The sequence below is a fragment of the Exiguobacterium sp. E17S genome (assembly GCF_057772545.1).
The window spans coordinates 121,090-141,506 of sequence record NZ_JBYLRU010000005.1; the positions used below are offsets into that span (position 1 = coordinate 121,090).

The 20,417-nt window shown below is 50.8% G+C and carries 19 protein-coding genes, 1 rRNA gene and 1 riboswitch; all 20 genes read right to left on the bottom strand.

Annotated features, from left to right (window positions below):
* Window positions 1-10: 10 nt before the first annotated feature.
* The 20 genes from pcrA to rrf all read right to left on the bottom strand — a co-directional run bounded on the left by pcrA (window position 11) and on the right by rrf (window position 20,413).
* The gene (pcrA, locus tag AC3B4V_RS14220) at window positions 11-2,236 is read right to left on the bottom strand and encodes a DNA helicase PcrA (RefSeq protein WP_050678990.1); all 2,226 of its coding nucleotides are present in this window, start codon (window positions 2,234-2,236) and stop codon (window positions 11-13) included.
* 45 nt (window positions 2,237-2,281) lie between these two features.
* Window positions 2,282-2,965 carry a heptaprenylglyceryl phosphate synthase gene (pcrB, locus tag AC3B4V_RS14225; RefSeq protein WP_488378761.1) on the bottom strand — a complete coding sequence of 228 codons (684 nt, stop codon included), beginning with the start codon at window positions 2,963-2,965 and terminating at the stop codon, window positions 2,282-2,284.
* 74 nt (window positions 2,966-3,039) lie between these two features.
* Window positions 3,040-3,264, bottom strand: a complete 225-nt coding sequence (locus AC3B4V_RS14230; protein WP_035398958.1) for a hypothetical protein — start codon at window positions 3,262-3,264, stop codon at window positions 3,040-3,042.
* 12 nt (window positions 3,265-3,276) lie between these two features.
* Window positions 3,277-4,656: a TrkH family potassium uptake protein gene (locus AC3B4V_RS14235; RefSeq protein ID WP_029340750.1), complete on the bottom strand. Its 1,380-nt coding sequence runs from the start codon at window positions 4,654-4,656 to the stop codon at window positions 3,277-3,279.
* Window positions 4,657-4,693: 37 nt separating this feature from the next.
* Window positions 4,694-5,008, bottom strand: coding sequence for a YerC/YecD family TrpR-related protein (locus AC3B4V_RS14240; RefSeq protein WP_023467078.1), 315 nt, complete (start codon window positions 5,006-5,008; stop codon window positions 4,694-4,696).
* Between the two features lie 68 nt (window positions 5,009-5,076).
* Window positions 5,077-6,816, bottom strand: coding sequence for an adenine deaminase C-terminal domain-containing protein (locus AC3B4V_RS14245; RefSeq protein WP_064300875.1), 1,740 nt, complete (start codon window positions 6,814-6,816; stop codon window positions 5,077-5,079).
* Window positions 6,817-7,025: 209 nt separating this feature from the next.
* Window positions 7,026-8,288, bottom strand: a complete 1,263-nt coding sequence (purD, locus tag AC3B4V_RS14250) for a phosphoribosylamine--glycine ligase (RefSeq protein WP_290716654.1) — start codon at window positions 8,286-8,288, stop codon at window positions 7,026-7,028.
* A 15-nt stretch (window positions 8,289-8,303) separates the two neighbouring features.
* Complete coding sequence (gene purH / locus AC3B4V_RS14255; RefSeq protein WP_488378762.1) at window positions 8,304-9,824, bottom strand: bifunctional phosphoribosylaminoimidazolecarboxamide formyltransferase/IMP cyclohydrolase; 1,521 nt, start codon at window positions 9,822-9,824, stop codon at window positions 8,304-8,306.
* Complete coding sequence (gene purN, locus AC3B4V_RS14260; protein ID WP_488378763.1) at window positions 9,821-10,396, bottom strand: phosphoribosylglycinamide formyltransferase; 576 nt, start codon at window positions 10,394-10,396, stop codon at window positions 9,821-9,823. The genes purH and purN overlap by 4 nt, the downstream gene beginning before the upstream one ends.
* Window positions 10,393-11,427 (bottom strand): phosphoribosylformylglycinamidine cyclo-ligase, encoded by a 1,035-nt coding sequence (purM, locus tag AC3B4V_RS14265; protein ID WP_058713878.1) that lies wholly within the window; start codon window positions 11,425-11,427, stop codon window positions 10,393-10,395. The genes purN and purM overlap by 4 nt, the downstream gene beginning before the upstream one ends.
* A gap of 16 nt (window positions 11,428-11,443) precedes the next feature.
* Entirely contained in the window at window positions 11,444-12,853 is a 1,410-nt protein-coding gene (purF, locus tag AC3B4V_RS14270) for an amidophosphoribosyltransferase (RefSeq protein ID WP_488378764.1), read from the bottom strand.
* Window positions 12,829-15,048 (bottom strand): phosphoribosylformylglycinamidine synthase subunit PurL, encoded by a 2,220-nt coding sequence (purL, locus tag AC3B4V_RS14275; RefSeq protein WP_488378765.1) that lies wholly within the window; start codon window positions 15,046-15,048, stop codon window positions 12,829-12,831. The genes purF and purL overlap by 25 nt, the downstream gene beginning before the upstream one ends.
* Window positions 15,029-15,712, bottom strand: a complete 684-nt coding sequence (gene purQ, locus AC3B4V_RS14280) for a phosphoribosylformylglycinamidine synthase subunit PurQ (RefSeq protein ID WP_050678983.1) — start codon at window positions 15,710-15,712, stop codon at window positions 15,029-15,031. The genes purL and purQ overlap by 20 nt, the downstream gene beginning before the upstream one ends.
* Entirely contained in the window at window positions 15,709-15,957 is a 249-nt protein-coding gene (gene purS, locus AC3B4V_RS14285) for a phosphoribosylformylglycinamidine synthase subunit PurS (RefSeq protein WP_023467069.1), read from the bottom strand. Before purS ends, purQ begins: the two co-directional genes overlap by 4 nt.
* Window positions 15,954-16,661, bottom strand: a complete 708-nt coding sequence (purC, locus tag AC3B4V_RS14290; protein WP_058704942.1) for a phosphoribosylaminoimidazolesuccinocarboxamide synthase — start codon at window positions 16,659-16,661, stop codon at window positions 15,954-15,956. The genes purS and purC overlap by 4 nt, the downstream gene beginning before the upstream one ends.
* 59 nt (window positions 16,662-16,720) lie before the next feature.
* On the bottom strand, window positions 16,721-18,016 hold the full coding sequence (purB, locus tag AC3B4V_RS14295; RefSeq protein WP_035398969.1) for an adenylosuccinate lyase: 1,296 nt from the start codon (window positions 18,014-18,016) through the stop codon (window positions 16,721-16,723).
* On the bottom strand, window positions 18,013-19,116 hold the full coding sequence (gene purK / locus AC3B4V_RS14300) for a 5-(carboxyamino)imidazole ribonucleotide synthase (RefSeq protein ID WP_488378766.1): 1,104 nt from the start codon (window positions 19,114-19,116) through the stop codon (window positions 18,013-18,015). Before purK ends, purB begins: the two co-directional genes overlap by 4 nt.
* The gene (gene purE, locus AC3B4V_RS14305; RefSeq protein ID WP_058704939.1) at window positions 19,113-19,604 is read right to left on the bottom strand and encodes a 5-(carboxyamino)imidazole ribonucleotide mutase; all 492 of its coding nucleotides are present in this window, start codon (window positions 19,602-19,604) and stop codon (window positions 19,113-19,115) included. The genes purK and purE overlap by 4 nt, the downstream gene beginning before the upstream one ends.
* Before the next feature lie 89 nt (window positions 19,605-19,693).
* Window positions 19,694-19,795: riboswitch (purine riboswitch) on the bottom strand.
* A 206-nt stretch (window positions 19,796-20,001) separates the two neighbouring features.
* A complete protein-coding gene (locus AC3B4V_RS14310) occupies window positions 20,002-20,199 on the bottom strand; it encodes an NETI motif-containing protein (protein ID WP_029340738.1) in 198 nt (65 codons plus the stop codon).
* 98 nt (window positions 20,200-20,297) lie between these two features.
* Window positions 20,298-20,413 (bottom strand): 5S ribosomal RNA (gene rrf / locus AC3B4V_RS14315).
* Window positions 20,414-20,417 lie beyond the last annotated feature (4 nt).

The window sequence follows — 20,417 nt, forward strand, 5'->3', positions numbered from 1 at the left end:
GGACCTCCCGTCATACCTTTTTAATCGGTGCGAATTTCGCGAGCAATCGTTTGATTCCGACTGCTGGGAATGCGATATCGATTTCAAGATTATCCCCTTCACCACGAGTCTGGACGACTGTACCGAGTCCCCATTTCCCGTGCTCTGCCTTATCTCCGACCGACCAACCGAGCGTTTCCGCACCTGACGTCTTCATTGCTGTCGGTTTGCTGATCGAGCGACCGATGACGGCCTTGCCTTGCGGGACAGGGCGGTCTTCCCATGGAAGTGGCTTCGCTTTTTTACCGGTCCGCTCAATGACGACTTCCGGCAGCTCTGCTAGGAACCGTGATTCTTGGTTCGCATTCGTCCGTCCGTACAGAGAGCGCATCCGAGCATGTGACAAGTAAAGACGTTTCTCAGCACGTGTGATCCCGACGTACGCGAGGCGACGTTCTTCTTCCATCTCGTCTTCATCTTGAAGCGAACGGCTATGTGGGAACAACCCTTCCTCCATCCCAATCAAGAAGACGACCGGGAACTCGAGTCCTTTTGCCGAGTGGAGCGTCATCAATGTAACTTGTTCTTCCGGATCCGTCTCGTCGAGTGAATCGACATCGGCGACGAGTGTCAAATCAGTCAAGAAGGCGATGATCGTCCGATCTTCTGGATCGGCTTTCGCCGTTTCCTTCTCAAAGTTTTGCGCAACAGTGATGAACTCGTTGATGTTCTCGAGACGACTTTGTGCTTCAAGCGTCTTATCTTCCTTCAGCACTTGACGATAGCCTGATTTCTCGAGTACTTCTTCGACCAGTTCCGACAGGCTGATGAATTCTTGCATTTGGCTGAGTCCGAGAATCATCGTCCGGAAATCCGTCAGCTTCGCTGCCGTCTTCGGTGCGATACTCGACAATTCGATATCGCGAATCGCTTCCATCAATGACACACCCTGTAAGTCGGCGAAATCACGCAGCTTATCAATCGTCGTTGCGCCGATGCCACGTTTTGGTTCGTTGACGATCCGCGCGAAGGACAGGTCTTCATCCGGATTCGAAATCAAACGGAGATAAGCGAGAACGTCCTTGATCTCTTTACGATCGTAGAACTTCGTGCCGCCGATCATTTTGTACGGAACGTTCGATTTCAGAAGCGTTTCCTCGATCGCACGCGATTGTGCATTCGTCCGGTAGAGAATCGCGATATCGCTCAGTTTCATCCCGTAACGAAGTGAGTTCCGAATCTCTTGGACGATATAAAATGCTTCTTCCCGCTCATTCTCCGCCGTATGAACGACGAGCTTCTCGCCTTCATCATTATCCGTCCAAAGTTTCTTGTCTTTACGCGTCGAGTTATTTTGGATGACATGGTTAGCCGCCTCCAAGATTCGTTTCGAAGAACGGTAGTTTTGCTCGAGTAAGATGACAGCTGCATTCGGATAGTCCTCTTCGAACGAGAGGATGTTCGCGATGTCAGCACCACGCCAGCGATAGATCGACTGATCCGAGTCCCCGACGACACAGAGATTCTGATGTCCCGATGCTAACAGGTTAACGAGATCATACTGGGCTTTGTTCGTATCTTGATACTCATCAACATGGATGTAGCGGAATTTCTTTTGATAGTAAGCAAGGACATCCGGACTCTTCTTGAACAATTCCGTCGTTTTTCCGATCAAATCATCAAAGTCGAGCGCGTTGTTCCGGCGTAAGACCGCTTCATATCCTTTATAGATTTCAGCAACGGTCTTTTCATACGGGCTCGTCACGATCGAGGCGTAGAATTCAGCACTGCGTAATTCATTTTTCTGTGACGAGATGATCGTCAGCATCGAACGTGGATCCCATTTTTTCGGGTCCAAGTTTTGTTCCTTTAAGACGAGCTTGATCGCCGACTGCTGATCACTTGAATCAAGAATCGTGAAGTTGCGGTCGTACCCAAGCTGATCGATGTCACGACGTAACATCCGGACACACATCGAGTGGAAGGTCGAAACCCAAATATCATTCGCGACACCACCGACCAAACGACCGATCCGGTCTCGCATTTCCCGCGCCGCTTTGTTCGTGAACGTAATCGCGAGGATGTTCCACGGTGCGACTTGTTTAGCCGCCATCAAATAAGCGACCCGATGTGTCAGGACGCGTGTCTTCCCGGAACCGGCTCCTGCCATGATCAGCAGTGGACCTTCCGTATGCTTGACTGCTCTTGCTTGCTCAGGGTTTAGTCCACTGACGAGCTGTTCACTCAAATTAAACATATCAATAGCCTCATTTCTTATATTCCGAACTTTTGTTCCTATATTTTATCGTGTCGCTGCGACAGTCGCAAGCGCTGCTTTTAAATCCTCATAAATGACGTTCCCGACGACGATCGTATCCGCATACTGCAACATCTCACGCGCTCGTTCCTCGGAGTCGATCCCTCCACCGTAAAACAGGCGTGCCTGCTTCAAGACATCGCGAACGGCTGCGACTCGTTCCAATTCTCCGTAAACGCCGCTGTATTCGAGATACACGACCGGTAGACGGAAGACGCTATCCGCTAACTGCGCATAAGCGACCGTTTCATCTAATGTTAGCGGTTTTGCTTGTGTCACACGCGCGACCTTCGCATCAGGATTCAGGACGATATACCCTTCCCCGACAAGATCAGCGTGTGCCAGCATATGACCGACTTGTTCTAACGCCTCGACTTGTTTTTCGACGACGTACTCTAATGTTCCCGCATTCAGGACCGTCGGTGTCAGATACGTATCAAATCCCATCGTTGCGGCTTCGAGTTCAGAAATCTCAAGTGCCACTGCGACTGGATACCGTCGCAAACGCATCAAGAGATCAAGCGTCGCATCGAGTGTAATGTCATCTGTTCCACCGACAAGGATTGCATCCGTTCCGGACGTCGCAATCGCCTGCAGGCTAGCATCATCAATTGGTTTTGCTGGATCTAGTTTAAAGACATGTCGCCATTCATTAAAAGGTAATAACACGGTTCGTCCCATCCTCTCTTTCTCATTCCACATTCAGTATAAAACAAAAAACCATCTCGCGCAGGGCGAGATGGTTAGACGTGTGTCCGTCGTTTCGTCAAGAGTGACGCCAGTAACAACGCAAAGACCGCATATACCGGCACGAACGCCCACGGTTCTGCCAAAAAGAAGCCGAGTACCGGAACGTCCAGTAACGGTGAATCCGGTGAACAGAGTGCTCGCCCATTGACGAGCGCCAAAAACGGTAAGACAGGAACAGCAAAGATATAGGCGAAGTTGATCCAAAAGGCACGTTTCATAAAAGAGCCTCCTTATCCGATGATGACGGATTCCTTCGGATAGTTGTAGTTACGTTTCGGTTGGTTCGCTTTCAGGAGAAGAACGAACGAGATGACACCGATTCGACCGATGAACATCAGCACGGACAACGTCCATTTTCCAATATCCGATAATTGATCCGTGATGCCGAGCGATAGACCGGTCGTTCCGAACGCTGAACAGGCTTCAAAAAACAGCACGAGGAACGGGGCATCTTCGACAAGCAATAAGACGATCAATCCGACCATCGTCACACCAGTCGAGACGACGATGACGACGAAGGCTTTCCAGATGTCCGACTGACCAATCTCACGACCAAAGATTTTGATGCCGTATTCGCCTCGGATGAAGGCGATGACACTCAAGACGGCGACCGCGAACGTCGTCGTTCGAATCCCCCCACCAACGGAAGACGGTGACGCCCCGATGAACATCAAGAGCGACAGGACGAAAATCGACGCTTGTGAGAAGGAGGTGATGTCGACCGTCGTCAATCCCCCGTTTCGGGTCGTGACGGATTGGAACAAGGCGTCGACGAGCTTCTCATCGATCGGTAAACCTTTAAAGGATTGGTTCCATTCAAATAGCAGCAATGCTACCGTTCCAAACAGGACGAGAATGAAGAACGTTGACGCCGTCAATTTTGTAAATAGTGAAAAATGATACGGTTGACGAGTCGCTTGGCGTGTCGCCCGGTAGGAAATATAGCGCCTGACTTCGACGAGTACCGGAAACCCGATTGCGCCAAGCGTCAGCAACAAAATTTGCATGAAGACGACGAATAAATCACCCCGAAATGGTAGTAACGATTCACCCGTGATATCAAAACCAGCATTCGTCGTCGCACTGACCGATCCGAACAGTCCTTGGAGCATCGCTTCTCCAAGTGTCGGAAAATATTTCGTATAGTACAGCCCAAGAATCAAAGCCCCGATCAATTCAATCGAGACGATGATCAAGATGACTTCGCGAATGTATTTGACGACCCCTTGCATCGTCGTCTGGTTCTGATCTCGGACGACGAGTTGGCGTTCCCGAAAGCCGATTCGTTTTCCGAGAATGACCCACATCGCGATATGAAGCGACATCAAACCGATTCCGCTGACTTGCACTAAAATCATGATCATGAAGTAGCCGAACGTCGTGAAGGTTTCTGAGACCGAGACCGTCGTCAAACCCGTGACACTGACACAACTAACCGCCATGAAGACGAGGTCCGTGAAATCCCAGTTGTAGTCTCCCTTGGTCGACCACGGCAGACCGAGCATGATGATCCCGATGATGACCGCAACGAAGTAGATGATGACGAGCGACTGGATGGGCGTCAGCCTTCGAATGAAATGCTGAATTTTATGTTGTAACGCAAAATCCAATATGATACGCCCCCCTTCATAGAAGTAGCGGATAACATTAGTTATCCGCTACTTCTTGCTCGATAAGACCTAGGCGGGCAAGCGCCAGATCATAACCGCCCGAACCGTAGTTCAAGCAACGTTTGACACGCGAGATCGTTGCTGTTGAAGCACCGGTCGCCTTTTCGATTTTGTGATACGTATTGCCTTCACGTAATTGACGTGCGACTTCAAGACGTTGGGCGAGCGCCTGGATTTCGTTGACGGTCGCTAAGTCTTCGAACAACGTATAACAATCTTCTAATGAATCCATCTTCATGATGGCTGTAAATAACTGATCCAATTCTTTTCCACGCAATTTATCGAGTTGCATCTTGTGACTCCCTTTCCCATTCAATTGCTCTTTAATAGTTTAAAGCGCGACGTTTTAAAATTCAAGCATCATCGCAAAATCGCTGGGAAAAGGACTTTTTTCCGAAGGACTTCGTATATTCCCTGCGGCGTGATCCGCACATATGGCAAGTGAGTTGACGCTAGGAATAGCAACGTATAGACAGGATCTTCAAACGCATAACCGCGTTCGAACAATGCTTCCCGTAGAGCGGTTTCCTGAACGATCAAATCTTCGAGTGGCAAGTCGGACGTCTGCCCCATCAAGGTCAACGGAACTTCAGCGATGACTTCTCCGTCCTCGACGAGAACGATTCCGCCGCCGAACGCTTTCATGCGATCAAACGCGACTTGCATGTCTCGTTTCGATTTACCGATCATCAAGATATCACCGCTAATCGAGTACGAACTGACGAGACCACCGACTTGTGTCGCAAAGTTTTTCAGAACGGTATTCAGTCGCCACTTCCCTTCCCGGTCGAGTAACATCAGGAAGGATTCATCACATCCTGCCGGTAGCACAGGCACACTTGTATCGTGTTCGACTTGATAGAGCTTCATGATGACGGAATTGACCATCTCAAGACCAACCGGCATGCTAAACGAAAAATCCTGTTCCGTTAAGGAAACCTGGACTTCCGAGCGTGGCATGAGCGCATAGACAGCATCGAGCGCTTCTGCCGGGTAACAGGGGATATCGGCTTGACGGACCCATGTGCCGCGCGCAAGTACGGCGACAGGTGTCGGTGCATCTTTTGCCTCAAGGAAATTGAGATGCGCGATTCGTCCTGGTGCGATACTCCCGAGTAGATGATCGAGATTAAAATGACGCGCTGCATTATACGATGCGATCCGGTACGCTTCTTCGACCGGGATGCCTGCCTCGAGCATCAATCGGATCGTCTCATCCATCATGCCTGCCTTATAAAAGGACGGCGTTGAACCATCTGTCGTCACGAGTACCTTATCGAACTGCGTCAACCCTGCTTCGACGAGACCTTTAAAGATATCCGGTAGATCTGGACGAATTGATGAATAACGAATTGTCGTCGTGTAGCCAAGTTCAAGACGTGTCATCGCTTCTTCAACCGTCATTGCTTCGTGATCGCTCGTCACGCCATAAAGCGCCATCTTCGTCAGCGTCTTCGCTGAAGCACCAGGGAAATGACCTTCGATTGGCTTTCCAAGTTTGATCGCATCCTGCATCCAATGGAGCAACTCATCGTCCCCTTGCGAGAGACGTGGCCATCCCGTCAACTCACCTGCTTGGATGACTTGTGGATGCTTGAGCCACGCTTGAATCCGGCGATTATCGATCGAGATACTGTCGGCATCAAGCTCGGTTTGTGCGTCGAGTCGTGCCCACCAGTACATTGAGGTCGGTAAGTCTGCTAGCGCCTCGACTTGAGCAAACGCTTGCTCCGTCGGCTCTAATAATAACAACATGTTGTCGTTGACGAGCGTCGATGTTCCCCGCTCTGCTGCGAATTTTGCAAGACTCGCTGGATTGTAAAGTTGGAACGGATGGGCATGGGGTTCAATGTAACCGGGTACGATATATTGACCTGTCGCATCATGATACGCATCAGCTTGTTCCGGCATTTCTGGACCGACATAGACGATCCGGTCGCCACTGATCCAGATGTTCGCCGTCCGCCATGCTTTGACACCATGATTCAGGTAAGTGGCATTCTGTATGACAAGTGTCGGTGCAAGCTTTCCGCTGATGACCGCTTGGTGTGTTCGTACTTCAGATTTCGTCCAAGGGGATCTTCCACAATTTTTTTTCACGAAAGCTCGACCTCCTTTGTTTTATTGAAAACGCTTTCTTATAGTTCTTATACTAAAATGTTGCTAAGTAAGTTTCAAGAAGTTTTGCCCTGTTCCGGATTCATTTGGTCAAAATAACACAAATTCGCCATGGAAGACAAATCTTTTCGTGCACTTCGCCAAGAAACAAAAACCAGACGCGGCTCCTTCGAGCACGTCTGGTCCAGATATCACGATTCATGCGAGGCACGAAAGGCTTTTTGAGCGATATCAGTTCGGTAAAAGAATGGTTGATTCGTCACGTCTGGTAAGTTCGCATAGACCTGTTCGACAGCCTGCTCGATCGTCTCGGCACGGCTGACACATACGAGGACACGTCCACCAGCTGAGACAAGTTGATCGTCTCGTTCTGCCGTGCCGGCATGAAAGACGAGAAGACCGTTCCCGATCTGATCAAGTGGAATCGCTTGTCCCGTTTTTGGCGCTTCCGGATATCCTTCTGCTGCGACGACGACACCGACAGCTGCTTGATCCGTCCAAACGACTTCTGGTATCTGTCCGTCCATCAGCGGCATGATGACATCAAGCAACGGCGTCTCTAAGCGCGGAAGAATGACCTCTGTTTCCGGATCACCGAACCGGGCATTGAACTCGATGACGAATGGTCCTTGTTTCGTCAGCATCAGACCGGCATAGAGGAAGCCGGTGAACGGAATTCCTTCGCTTGCCATCTGATCGACGAGCGGCTGAATGATGCGATCAACAGCTTCTGTCGTCAACGCTGCTTCGTCCCACTGAGGAAGCGGAGAATACGCGCCCATGCCTCCTGTGTTCGGACCTAAGTCACCGTCAAACGCCCGTTTATGATCTTGCGACAATACCATCGGGATGACCGTCTCTTCGTGCACGAATGCCATCAACGAACACTCTTCCCCGATCAGGCATTCTTCGATGACGACCCGGCTTTGTTGACCGTATTCTCCGGCAAACGTATCGTGGATTGCAACAAGCGCCTGGTCCACGGTTTCTGCGACCGTGACTCCTTTTCCAGCAGCAAGTCCATCGGCTTTGATGACGATCGGTGCACCCGCTTTGCGAACATACGCCTCTGCATCTGCTGCTGAAGTAAAGACGGCGTGAGCAGCGGTCGGAATACCGGCACGCTCCATCAATTCTTTCGCGAACTGCTTACTTCCTTCGATCGCTGCCGCTTCCCGTGTTGGTCCGAAGATTTGCAGTCCCGCTGCCTGAAAGGCGTTAACGACTCCGAGAACGAGTGGTCCTTCTGGTCCGACAATCGTCCAATCGATCTGTTCGTCTTGTGCGAACGCCACGAGTTCATCGATAGCATCTTCGGCGATCGGAACACATGTGGCTTGTGTCATCCCGGCATTCCCAGGCGCAGCATACACGGTCTCGATCCGTTCATCCTGTGCCAGCTTCCAGACGAGCGCGTGTTCACGCCCTCCTTTACCAATCACCAATACCTTCATTCAAATCGCCTCCACTTAGTGTTTGAAATGTCGAACGTTCGTAAAGACCATCGTAATGCCATGTTTGTTACACGCATCGATCGACTCTTGGTCGCGAATCGAGCCGCCTGGTTGGATAATTGCCGTAATGCCAGCTGCTGCTGCTGCTTCGACCGTATCGCCCATTGGGAAGAAGGCATCGGAAGCAAGGGACGCGCCAACTGCTTTCTCTCCGGCTTGCGTAATCGCGATGTTCGCTGAACCAACACGGTTCATCTGTCCTGCACCAACGCCGACCGTTACTTCGTCTTTCGCGAGAACGATCGCATTCGACTTGACGTGTTTGACGGCGCGCCATGCGAGTTTCAAGTCCTCCCATTCCGCTGCTGTCGGTTTGCGGTCTGTCACGACACGTGCTGCTGCATCATCGAGCGTCTCATCGTCACTGTCTTGGACGAGCATGCCGCCAGCGACTGCCGTATAACGGATCGCTTGGACACGTTTGACGTCGAGTTCAAGCAGACGGATGTTCTTTTTCGCTGACAACAAGGCGAATGCTCCTTCCGTGAAGGATGGGGCGATGATGATCTCAAGGAAGATGCCGCTTAATTGTTCTGCTGTCTCTAAATCGACTTCACGGTTCAAGGCGACGATGCCACCGAAGATCGACACTGGATCGGCTGCATGAGCGCGGCGGAATGCCTCTCCAATCGTTGGACCGACGGCAACTCCACACGGGTTCATGTGTTTGACGACGACGGCTGCTGCTTCGCGGAACTCGTCGAGAATTTCGAGTGCGGCGTTGGCATCTTGGATGTTGTTATACGACAACTCTTTACCGTGTAACTGTTTCGCTGAAGCAAGGGAAGCCCCACGGTAAATCGGTGTTTTATAAAAGGCTGCTTCTTGGTGTGGATTTTCTCCGTAACGGAGATCCTGAACTTTCTCAAGCGTGATCGTCAACTGATCGGGGAACTTCTCGCCTGTTTGCGTCAAGAAATAATCCGCTATCAACGCGTCGTACGCCGCTGTATGCCGGAAGGCTTTCGCTGCAAGACGTTGACGTGTCTCAAACGTCGTACCGCCTTCACGAATCTCAGCAATGACAGTTTCGTAATCAGCTGGGTCGACGACGACCGTGACAGCTGCGTGGTTTTTCGCTGCTGAACGCAACATGCTTGGTCCACCGATATCGATGTTCTCGATCGCATCGGCATAGGCGACGTCTTCTTGTAAGACCGTCTGCTTGAACGGATACAGATTGACGACGACGAAATCAATCGGTTGAATCTGTTGCGCAGCCATCTGCTCACGATGGGATTCAAGATCACGACGACCGAGTAATCCACCATGAACCATTGGATGGAGCGTCTTGACACGCCCATCGAGCATTTCTGGGAATTGTGTGACTTCACTGATACCAATGACCGGAAGCCCAGCTTCCTCTAATGCTTGATGTGTTCCGCCTGTCGAGACGAGCTCGATCCCTGCTTCATGGAACGCTCGTCCTAATTCGACGATTCCTGTTTTATCAGACACACTAATTAACGCTCTCATACGTTTGCCTCCTCTTTCATCCACTCTTCGATGACTTGCGGATACAGTCTATGTTCGACACGCTGAATCGCTTGTTGCAATGTTTCACGCGTCATCTCTTCTGTAATCCGGACGGCTTCTTGGGCCATGATCGGTCCTGTGTCCATGCCTTCATCGACTATATGAATTGTAACACCTGTGATTTTAACTCCGCCACGAAATGCTTGACCGATCGCATCTTTTCCCGGGAAGGCCGGCAGTAGCGACGGGTGGATGTTGACGATCCGCCCTGCGTATCGTCCGAGCAACTCTTCCCCAATCAATCGCATATAGCCGGCGAGAATGATCCGTTTAACGCCTTTTGCTTCAAGACGGGCAATGATTTCCCGCTCAAAACTCGGTTTATCCGGATAGTCCTTCGCCCGAAAGACGAAGACGTCACATCCGCGTCGTTTCGCCCGTTCAATGACTGCTGCGTCCGGTTGATCGCAGACGATCAGTTCAATCGAGGCATGTAACGTTCCTGCCTCGATTGCTTCAAAAAGTGCTTCGACATTACTACCGCTTCCCGATGCAAAACAGGCGATCTTCATGCGTCGACTCCTTGAATTCGAACACCTTCTTGATCGGTCACGTGACCAATCACGTACGCCGTCTCATTTTCACGAGCGAGGCGTGCTGTTACTTCCGCTACATCTTCTGGTTTGACGATCAACATGAAACCAATCCCCATGTTGAAGACATTATACATGTCATGTCGTGGAAGGTCACCCGCTTGCTCGAGCCAGTCGAAGACTGGTAACGTCGGCCACTTTTTCGGGTCGAACGATGCGCCGAGACCTTCTGGCAAGACGCGTGGTACGTTCTCGTAGAATCCCCCACCCGTAATATGAACCATCGCTTGGATCTTTTCCGTCTCAAGGGCTGCTTTGACCGCTTCGACATAGATACGTGTTGGCATGAGGAGCGCATTTCCGAGCGTATGACCGAGCATCATGACTTCATCTTCGTATCGGAGACCACTGTCGGCGACGATTTTACGAACAAGTGAGAACCCATTTGAATGGACGCCGGACGAAGCGAGACCGAGAATGACATCTCCTGCTGCGACCTTATCACCTGTGATCAATTTTTGTTTCTCGACGGCACCGACGGCGAACCCGGCGATATCATATTCGCCGTCCGCATACATCCCTGGCATTTCCGCTGTCTCGCCGCCGATTAACGTACATCCCGCCTGGACGCAACCTTCTGCGACACCTGCGACGATCCGTTCGATCTTCGCCGGAATTGCCTGACCGAGCGCGATGTAGTCAAGGAAATAAAGTGGTTCCGCGCCTTGGACGATGATATCGTTCACACACATCGCGACACAGTCGATTCCAATCGTATCGTGTTGTTCCAGTGCGAAGGCGAGCTTGAGCTTCGTACCGACACCGTCTGTCCCACTGACAAGGACCGGTTCTTTCAACTGCAATTGGCTGAGGTCGAACATCGCACCAAAGCTACCGAGTCCCGTCAATACTTCTTTGCGCATCGAACGGGCGACGTGTTTTTTCATTCGGGTGACTGACTCATATCCTGCTGTCAGACTCACACCTGCTGCTTCGTAATGTTTGCTCATGTTCTTCCCCCATCTATCAAAGTTTAGCTTCTAACTCGAGCGAACCGAGCGGTGTCGGATACTCTCCTGTGAAGCAAGCGGTACATTGTCCTTTTAACGGTCCATCGAACGGGCGATCGATGGCATCGACCATGCCCGGTACAGTCAAGAATTCAAGTGAATCCGCACCGATTTCCTGACGGATTTCTTCCGGCATCAACCGAGCAGAGATCAGTTCTTCCTTCGACGAAGTATCAATTCCGTAATAACATGGATTCGTGATCGGTGGTGCCGTGATGCGGACGTGCACCTCCGTCGCACCCGCTTCACGTAACAAACCGACGATGCGACGACTCGTCGTTCCCCGGACGATTGAATCATCGACCATGATGACACGCTTTCCTTGTACGACGCCGCGTAGCGCGGACAACTTCATTTTGACCCCACGTTCCCGTAACTCCTGTGACGGCTGGATGAACGTCCGTCCGACATACCGATTCTTGATCAATCCCATTTCATATGGAATTCCACTCGCTTCCGCGTAACCGATCGCTGCCGAAATACTTGAATCCGGCACCCCGGTAACGACGTCTGCTTCGACCGGTGCTTCTTCATACATCTTTTTCCCAAGTGCTTTGCGTGCTGTATGGACGTTGACGCCATCAATGATTGAATCCGGACGTGAGAAGTAGATGTATTCCATCGAACACATCGCCCGTTCGCGTGGTTCCATGTATTGACGAGACGACATGCCGTGTTCTGTGATCGTTACGAGCTCCCCTGGCTCGATATCACGAATGAACTCCGCACCGACGATATCAAAGGCACATGTCTCTGACGCGAATACGATGCCACCGTCCGGTGTCTTCCCGAGTGACAGTGGACGCAGTCCGTGTGGATCGACCGCTACGAATAACGTATCTTCCGTTAAGAAAAGAAAAGCGAATGCCCCGACGAGACGCGCGAGACTGTCAGCAATCCGGTCTTCGAGTGTGTCGAGCTTACTGCGTTTGACGAGATGGGCGACGACTTCCGTATCACTCGTCGTCTGAAAAATGGCACCTTCTGCTTCTAACAGGTGCTTCAGTGAATCCGCGTTGACGAGGTTTCCGTTATGTGCGAGGGCGAGATCTCCCGTCCGCGATTTGAAATGCAGCGGTTGAGTGTTCTCAAGCGTGTTTCCCCCTGCTGTCGAATACCGGACGTGTCCGATCGCGTGATGTCCTTTAAGATCCGTCAGTGTCTCTTCCGAAAAGACTTCCGTCACGAGTCCTTGCCCGCGGTGCGGGAAGAGGTCGTCGCCGTCACTCGTGACGATGCCTGCCCCTTCCTGTCCCCGGTGTTGCAAACTATGCAAGCCGTAATAGGCGAGTTGCGCTGCATTCGGTTGTCCGAAGATCCCGAAGACGCCACACTCCTCATTTAGTCCTTTGATGTCATATAACACGCGATTGCTCCTTCCCAGTCTCCCTGTAAGGTCGAACGGTCTGCTTCGATCCGTGTATCTGTCGTCTCGATGACGAGAAGCTCATCGTTCGTGACGACACCGATCGCTTGAGCACCAGTCCGTTGTTCGAATGCTGTGACGTGCGCTTGTGGCACCGTGACGACGAAGCGTGATTGCGATTCACTGAACAGGTGTAACGTTGGTCCGTCAAACTGAACCGTCAACCCGAGATCCGTTCCAAACGTCATCTCAGCGAGAGCGATTGCGAGACCACCTTCTGACACATCATGCATCGCATTGACTTCACCTGCTTGTACTGCCTGCTGTAACAATTGTAAGCGCGCGTGTTCGACGGCTAAATCAATTTTTGGTGCGCGACCGAATGATTTACCGAATTGCATATATTGAAGCTCACTGCCACCAAACTCGGCTGTTGTTTCTCCTAATAGATAAATCTGGTCACCAGCTTGTTTGACGTGTTGTGTCGTGATCCATTCGGTTTGCTCGTGTAATCCAACCATTCCGACGACCGGTGTCGGGTGAACCGCTTGACCGGCTGACTCGTTGTAGAGTGAGACGTTTCCACCGATGACAGGTGTCTCAAGGACACGACATGCTTCTGCCATACCGGCTGTTGCTTGCTGCAACTGCCAGAAGCCTTCTGGTTTATCCGGATTTCCGAAGTTCAGGCAATCCGTGATGGCGAGTGGTGTCGCCCCACTCGCGACGATATTACGGGCTGCTTCCGCAACCGCGATCTGTCCACCGACATATGGATCCAAGTAGACGAAGCGGCTGTTACAGTCGGTCGTCATCGCGAGCGCTTTGTTCGTGCCGCGGACACGAATGACGGCTGCGTCTGATCCTGGTGCGACGACGGTCGATGTCTGGACCATATGATCGTACTGATCGTAGACCCAGCGTTTTGAAGCGATCGTCGGCTGACGGAGTAACGCCCGCCATGTCTCAACGACATCTTCGACGACTGGAAGCGTCTCTTCCATCGCTTGGAATTCTTCATAATACGCAGGAACGCGGGATGGTTTTTCGTAAACTGGTGCTTCTTCTGCTAACGCATCAACCGGAACTTCTGCCACGATATCTCCATGATGAATCAACCGTAAGACTTTCTCTTCAATGACTTCTCCGACGTGAACGGCATGGAGTCCCCATTTGCTGACGATCGCTTCGATCTCTGCTTCGCGACCACGCTTGACGACGAGTAACATCCGCTCTTGTGATTCCGAGAGCATCATTTCGTAAGCAGTCATCCCTGTTTCTCGTTGCGGAACGTCATCGAGGTGCATCTCGATGCCCATACCGGCTTTTGAAGCCATCTCTGCTGAAGACGATGTCAGTCCGGCAGCACCCATGTCCTGCATCCCGACGAGTGCCGGATGCCCGACGATTTCAAGACAAGCTTCAATCAATAGCTTCTCCATGAATGGATCACCGACTTGAACAGCCGGACGTTTTGCTTCCGTATCCTCTCCGAGATCCTCCGAGGCAAACGTCGCACCATGGATCCCGTCGCGTCCAGTAGCTGCACCGACGTACATGACCGAGTTGCCGACACCTTTTGCTTGACCCTTTTGAATATCCGCATGGTTGATCAAACCGACACACATCGCGTTGACGAGTGGATTGCCTTCATATGAGCGATCAAATCCGATTTCGCCACCGATCGTTGGGATCCCGACACAGTTGCCGTAACCGGCGATTCCGGCGACGACTTGTTCGAACAGTTGATTGACACGCGGTGTACCGAGATGCCCGAAGCGGAGCGAGTTCATAAGTGCGACTGGTCGTGCGCCCATCGAGAAGATGTCACGAATGATTCCGCCGACGCCCGTCGCAGCCCCTTGGTACGGTTCAACAGCGGATGGATGGTTGTGGCTTTCGATTTTAAAAACGACTGCCTGCTCATCGCCGATATCAACGACACCTGCACCTTCCCCTGGTCCTTGTAAAACACGTGGTCCAGTCGTCGGGAATTGACGGAGGACGGGTTTAGATGTCTTGTATGAACAATGCTCGGACCACATGACCGAGAACAATCCTGTTTCCGTATAGTTCGGTTGGCGTCCGAGTAAATCGACGACCATCTGGTATTCCGTATCACTCAAGCCCATCGTGGCATAGACGCGTTGCTCTTGAATCAATTCTGGTGTTGGTTCAGACTGTTGTTTTAGCATGGTGTGCCCCCTGTTTGACGAGTGAAGTAAAGAGTTTTAGTCCATCTGTTCCGCCAGTCAATAACTCGACCGCTCGTTCCGGGTGTGGCATCATCCCGAGAACGTTGCCGGCTTTGTTCGTGATCCCGGCGATATCACCGCGTGAGCCGTTCGGATTATCGACATACGTGAAGGCGATTTGTCCGTTCGTTTGGAGCATCGCGTAAGTCGCATCGTCACAGTAGTAGTTTCCTTCACCGTGCGCGATTGGAATCGAGATCGTCTCGCCTGGCAGATAATCCGATGTAAAGCGTGTTTTCGTATTTTCAACCTTCAGTTCAACCGTCCGGCACATGAACTTTAAGCCGTTGTTGCGATGCAAGACACCTGGTAAGAGTCCCGCTTCGACAAGGATCTGGAATCCGTTACATACCCCGAGGACCGTTTTCCCTTCTGCCGCAAAACGTTTGACTTCTTCCATGATTGGTGAGAAGCGCGCGATCGCGCCGCAACGGAGGTAATCTCCGTAGGAGAATCCGCCCGGCAGTAGGACGCCGTCGTAGCCTTCAAGTGATGTTTCGGTATGGAAGACGTATTCCGCTTCTTCTCCGAGGGCATCCTTGACTGCATGGTACATATCTAAATCACAGTTCGATCCCGGAAAGACGATGACCGCGAACTTCATGCTGGCGTCACCTCTTCGATCGTAATCTGGTAATCTTCCATCACTGTGTTGACGAGTAATTTTTGACACATCTCATGAATCATCGCTTCTGTCGTTTCCGTTTCAACGAGCAGTTCAATCTGTTTTCCGATTCGAACACTCTCGACACCCGTAAAACCAAGCTGTTGCAATCCGCCTTTTACAGCAACTCCTTGTGGATCTAAAATGCTTTCCCGTAATGCGATCGATACGATGACTTTTTTCATTGTGTGTTTCCTCCTAGGCGATTGAATAGTGTTTGGTAGGTCTCTGTCAGTGAACCGATGTTGCGGCGGAAGACATCTTTATCGAGATGTTCTCCTGTCGCCTGATCCCACAGGCGGCATGTATCAGGTGAAATCTCATCAGCTAGTAGAATCGTTCCGTCTGCCGTCTTTCCGTATTCCAGTTTAAAATCAATCAACGTGATTCCGTTTTGACGGAAGTAGGGTTGCAATACTTCGTTTACGCGAAGCGCCTTATCCGACAACTGTTTCAACTCTTCAGAAGTCGCAATCTTCAGTAAATTGATGTGTGATGAGGTGACGAGTGGATCGCCTAACGTATCATCTTTATAGTAGAACTCAACGATTGGTGTTTCGAGCACCGTACCTTCTTCGATACCGAGCCGTTTACTCAAGCTTCCCGCGACGACGTTTCTGACGACGACTTCGAGTGGAATGATGGTGACACGACGTACGAGCTGTTCGCGCTCCGAGACACGTTCAATGAAATGTGTCGGAATGCCCGCTTGTTCGAGGATTTCAAAGAAATGACTCGTCAACCGGTTGTTCAATTCGCCTTTTCCAGCAAAGACTTCTTTTTTCTCGCCGTTGAATGCCGTGGCCTCGTCTTTATAGACGATCCGGAGCACATCCTGCTCCTGCGTCGTGTACAATCGTTTTGCTTTTCCTTCATAAAGTGGTTGCATCGCTTTCGTCCCCCATGATCCTAAGATGTAGACGGGGCACGTGCCCCGTCTCAGGTTGATTAGTTCAAGCCACACCGTTCAAAGATTTCATCGACACGACTCGTATGATACGTCGGATCGAAACACGCATCGAGCTCTTCTTCTGTGAAAAGCTGTTGAATGTCCTGTTCTTGCCACAATAAGTCACGGAACATGATTTGTTCTTCCCACGCCTGCATCGCACGCGGTTGAACGAAATCATACGCTGCTTCACGCGACCACCCTTTTTCGATTAAAGCGAGTAAGACATGTCCAGAGAAGATGACACCAAACGTCCGGTCCATGTTCCGCTTCATGTTGTCCGGGAAGACCGTCAAGTTCTTCACGATGTTTCCGAAACGGTTCAACATATAGTTGAGTAGTCCTGTCGCATCCGGAAGAATGATGCGTTCTGCCGAAGAATGCGAGATGTCACGTTCGTGCCAGAGTGAGACGTTCTCGTATGCCGTCACCATGTGTCCACGGATGACTCGAGCAAGACCTGTCATGTTCTCTGAACCGATCGGATTTCGCTTGTGCGGCATCGCCGATGATCCTTTTTGACCTTTAGCGAAGAATTCTTCGACTTCACGTGTTTCCGTTTTTTGCAGACCTCGGATTTCCGTTGCCATCTTTTCGATCGATGTCGCGATCAGAGCAAGCGTCGACATATAGTGTGCATGACGATCACGTTGTAACGTTTGCGTTGAGACCGGAGCGGGCTTTGTTCCTAACTTTTCGCAGACATACTTTTCAATGAATGGGTCGATGTTCGCGAATGTCCCGACGGCACCTGACATCTTGCCGTATTCGACCGTCTCACGTGCTGCTTCGAAACGGACTTTGTTTCGTTTCATCTCTTCATACCAAAGCGCTAGTTTCAGACCGAACGTCGTCGGTTCTGCATGTACGCCATGCGTTCGTCCCATCATGACCGTATATTTATGTTCGTTCGCTTTGACTTTTAAGATGTCGATGAATCGATCGAGATCTGCAGCGAGAATGTCATTTGCTTGCTTCAACAAATACGAGAGTGCTGTATCGACGACGTCCGTTGACGTGAGTCCGTAATGGACCCACTTGCGTTCTTCTCCGAGTGTCTCAGAGACGGCACGCGTGAAGGCGATGACATCATGACGTGTCTCTTGCTCGATTTCAAGGATGCGGTTGACATCAAAAGAGGCATTGTCCCAAAGCAACTGGACGTCCTCTTTCGGGATGACTCCTAGTTCGCTCCATGCTTCACACGCAAGGATCTCGACTTTTAACCAAGCCTCGAATTTGTTTTGTTCGGTCCAGATCGCTTTCATCTCAGGACGTGTATACCGTTCGATCATTGAACTGTCTCCTTCCATATCGACAGGCGTTCGACTTCTGCCAAAGCATCGTCGACGGTGTCCGCAAGAATGTTCAAATGGCCCATTTTGCGTCCTGTCTTGGCTTCTGCTTTTCCATATAAGTGAACTTTCGTCCGAGCGCTTAGTCTCGGTAGTTCCTCGTATAATGCTGTGACATGCTGACCCAGGATGTTCGCCATGACGACCGGTGTCGTCAGACGGGTATCACCGAGTGGGAGACCACTGATGGCACGGATATGCTGCTCGAATTGGGATGTTTCGCAAGCATCGATTGAATAGTGTCCCGAATTGTGTGGTCGGGGTGCTAGTTCATTGACGATTAGTCGAGAACCAACGACGAACAACTCGATGGCCAGTGTACCGATTAGCCCGACGGCATCCGCGATCGATTCAGCGAGCGCAATCGCTTCTTGTTCGAGTGATTCAGAGATACGTGCCGGTACGATCGATAGATGCAAAATGTTCTCTTGGTGAATGTTCTCACTGACCGGGAAGACACGTGTTTCTGTTGCGCTTCGAGTGACGATGACGGAAATTTCCTGATCAAACGGTAACCACTGCTCCGCAACATACTCTGTTGGTTCGAATCGCTCGATTGCCGCTTGGAACTGTTCTTCCGTCCGGATGACGGTCTGTCCTTTTCCGTCATAGCCGAATCGTGCTGTCTTCAAGACGAACGGTAACCCGAGTCGTTGTTTTGCTTCCTCTAAGTCAGACGGATGCGTCACCGGATAGTACGGAGCGACAGAGTGTCCAATGCGTTCAATCATCTCTTTTTCCCGTACCCGATGTTGCGTTTGAAAAAGAAGATCCGTTCCATGAATCAGTTTCGTCCCGATCGCTTCAGCGACCTCCGTCGAGATGTTCTCAAATTCGTAGGTGACGACATCTGATTCAGCTGCGAGCTGTTTCGCTACCTCGACATCCGTGAAAGCAGCTTGAATATGTTGATCCGCCACTTGCGCACACGGTGCGTTGTCTGTTGGGTCGAGTGTCAAAATCTCAAAGCCCATCTCACGGGCGGACAGTGCCATCATTCGACCAAGTTGACCGCCGCCTAGTATCCCGATTCGTTTCATAGCAGGTTCCCTCCAGATGCAATGACGTCTCCTTCTAGTTCGACTCGCATATGATCGAGCTTGCGGGCAAGTCGTTCATCTTGAATCGAGAGAATTTGAGCAGCTAGCAATCCGGCGTTTTTTGCACCTGCTTCTCCGATGGCGACCGTTGCGACCGGTACGCCACCTGGCATTTGAACGATCGAGAGCAAGGAATCAATTCCTTGGAGCGCTCTACTTTTCACAGGAACACCGATGACGGGTAATGTCGTTTTAGCAGCGACCATGCCCGGAAGATGAGCAGCACCGCCTGCACCAGCAATGATGACCTTCAGTCCTCGTTCACGTGCTGATTCAGCATAACGAAACATTAGATCCGGTGTCCGGTGTGCGGAAACGACTTTCTTTTCGTATGGAATCTCAAGTTGCTCCAACACATCACATGTATGTTTCATCGTTTCCCAATCCGATTGACTTCCCATGATGACGCCGACTTCTACATTTCCCATCGCTGTTTCCTCCTTTGTGCATAAAAAAAGCCCAAACCACGGCTAAAAGGGTGGCTTAGGGTATAAAAAGGTACGCCAAAGAAATATCGACGAACATCCATATACCCCATAGTCCAACGATTTAGGGTCGTTGGGTAGAAACTTGCAAGCCATATCCCTGCTATTATACGAGGTGTTTATATTCAATCATCCTGTCACGACTTCATCTTAACAAGTCCATCCCAAGGCGTCAACCAAAGGCGAACAATTTAATTGTCTGAAAATTTATCGTTCGGTTTTAAAAGGTGTTTTTCTGATTTCATTTAGTGTCCATTCGGACTTTATTTCTTGGGAGGCATCAAATGAAATAAAGTATAAAAAAAGCATCGTCCGAATGAATCGGATGATGCTTGAGGAGTTATTCGCTCTCTTTCACTTTGCAATCGAAGACGATTTGCTGACGAATTGGATACGGTTCGCCATTCGCGTCTAATCCAAAGATCGGCTCTTCTCGTCGGACCGTCGGGCGGTATCCCATGGCATCGATACGATCCAAACAGGCACCAATCGTCTCGTTCTCTTCGACGGCTACGCGTAGTTTCGTTTTTTTCGCCATATCCCTGTTCAGTCCCTTCATTAAATAGATGCATGCCTTTCTACAAAAAGACACAAAAAAGCGGCGGCCCTTGAGCGTATGCTCCAGAACCACCGTTTGCCTGGCAACGTCCTATCCTCACAGGGGGAAGCCCCCAACTACTTTCGGCGTTCAAGTGCTTAACTTCCGTGTTCGGCATGGGAACGGGTGTGACCACTTGGCTATCGTCACCAGACGAT

What these genes read in the sequence shown, in the direction of transcription:
- purE (WP_058704939.1), bottom strand. Translation starts at nt 19,604, where the DNA reads ATGGGAAATGTAGAAGTCGGCGTCATCATGGGAAGTCAATCGGATTGG.
- pcrA (WP_050678990.1), bottom strand. Translation starts at nt 2,236, where the DNA reads ATGTTTAATTTGAGTGAACAGCTCGTCAGTGGACTAAACCCTGAGCAA.
- purS (WP_023467069.1), bottom strand. Translation starts at nt 15,957, where the DNA reads ATGAAAAAAGTCATCGTATCGATCGCATTACGGGAAAGCATTTTAGAT.
- AC3B4V_RS14230 (WP_035398958.1), bottom strand. Translation starts at nt 3,264, where the DNA reads ATGAAACGTGCCTTTTGGATCAACTTCGCCTATATCTTTGCTGTTCCT.
- AC3B4V_RS14310 (WP_029340738.1), bottom strand. Translation starts at nt 20,199, where the DNA reads ATGGCGAAAAAAACGAAACTACGCGTAGCCGTCGAAGAGAACGAGACG.
- purC (WP_058704942.1), bottom strand. Translation starts at nt 16,661, where the DNA reads ATGCAACCACTTTATGAAGGAAAAGCAAAACGATTGTACACGACGCAG.
- purH (WP_488378762.1), bottom strand. Translation starts at nt 9,824, where the DNA reads ATGAGAGCGTTAATTAGTGTGTCTGATAAAACAGGAATCGTCGAATTA.
- purB (WP_035398969.1), bottom strand. Translation starts at nt 18,016, where the DNA reads ATGATCGAACGGTATACACGTCCTGAGATGAAAGCGATCTGGACCGAA.
- purQ (WP_050678983.1), bottom strand. Translation starts at nt 15,712, where the DNA reads ATGAAGTTCGCGGTCATCGTCTTTCCGGGATCGAACTGTGATTTAGAT.
- purD (WP_290716654.1), bottom strand. Translation starts at nt 8,288, where the DNA reads ATGAAGGTATTGGTGATTGGTAAAGGAGGGCGTGAACACGCGCTCGTC.
- purM (WP_058713878.1), bottom strand. Translation starts at nt 11,427, where the DNA reads ATGAGCAAACATTACGAAGCAGCAGGTGTGAGTCTGACAGCAGGATAT.
- purN (WP_488378763.1), bottom strand. Translation starts at nt 10,396, where the DNA reads ATGAAGATCGCCTGTTTTGCATCGGGAAGCGGTAGTAATGTCGAAGCA.
- purL (WP_488378765.1), bottom strand. Translation starts at nt 15,048, where the DNA reads ATGCTAAAACAACAGTCTGAACCAACACCAGAATTGATTCAAGAGCAA.
- purK (WP_488378766.1), bottom strand. Translation starts at nt 19,116, where the DNA reads ATGAAACGAATCGGGATACTAGGCGGCGGTCAACTTGGTCGAATGATG.
- AC3B4V_RS14240 (WP_023467078.1), bottom strand. Translation starts at nt 5,008, where the DNA reads ATGCAACTCGATAAATTGCGTGGAAAAGAATTGGATCAGTTATTTACA.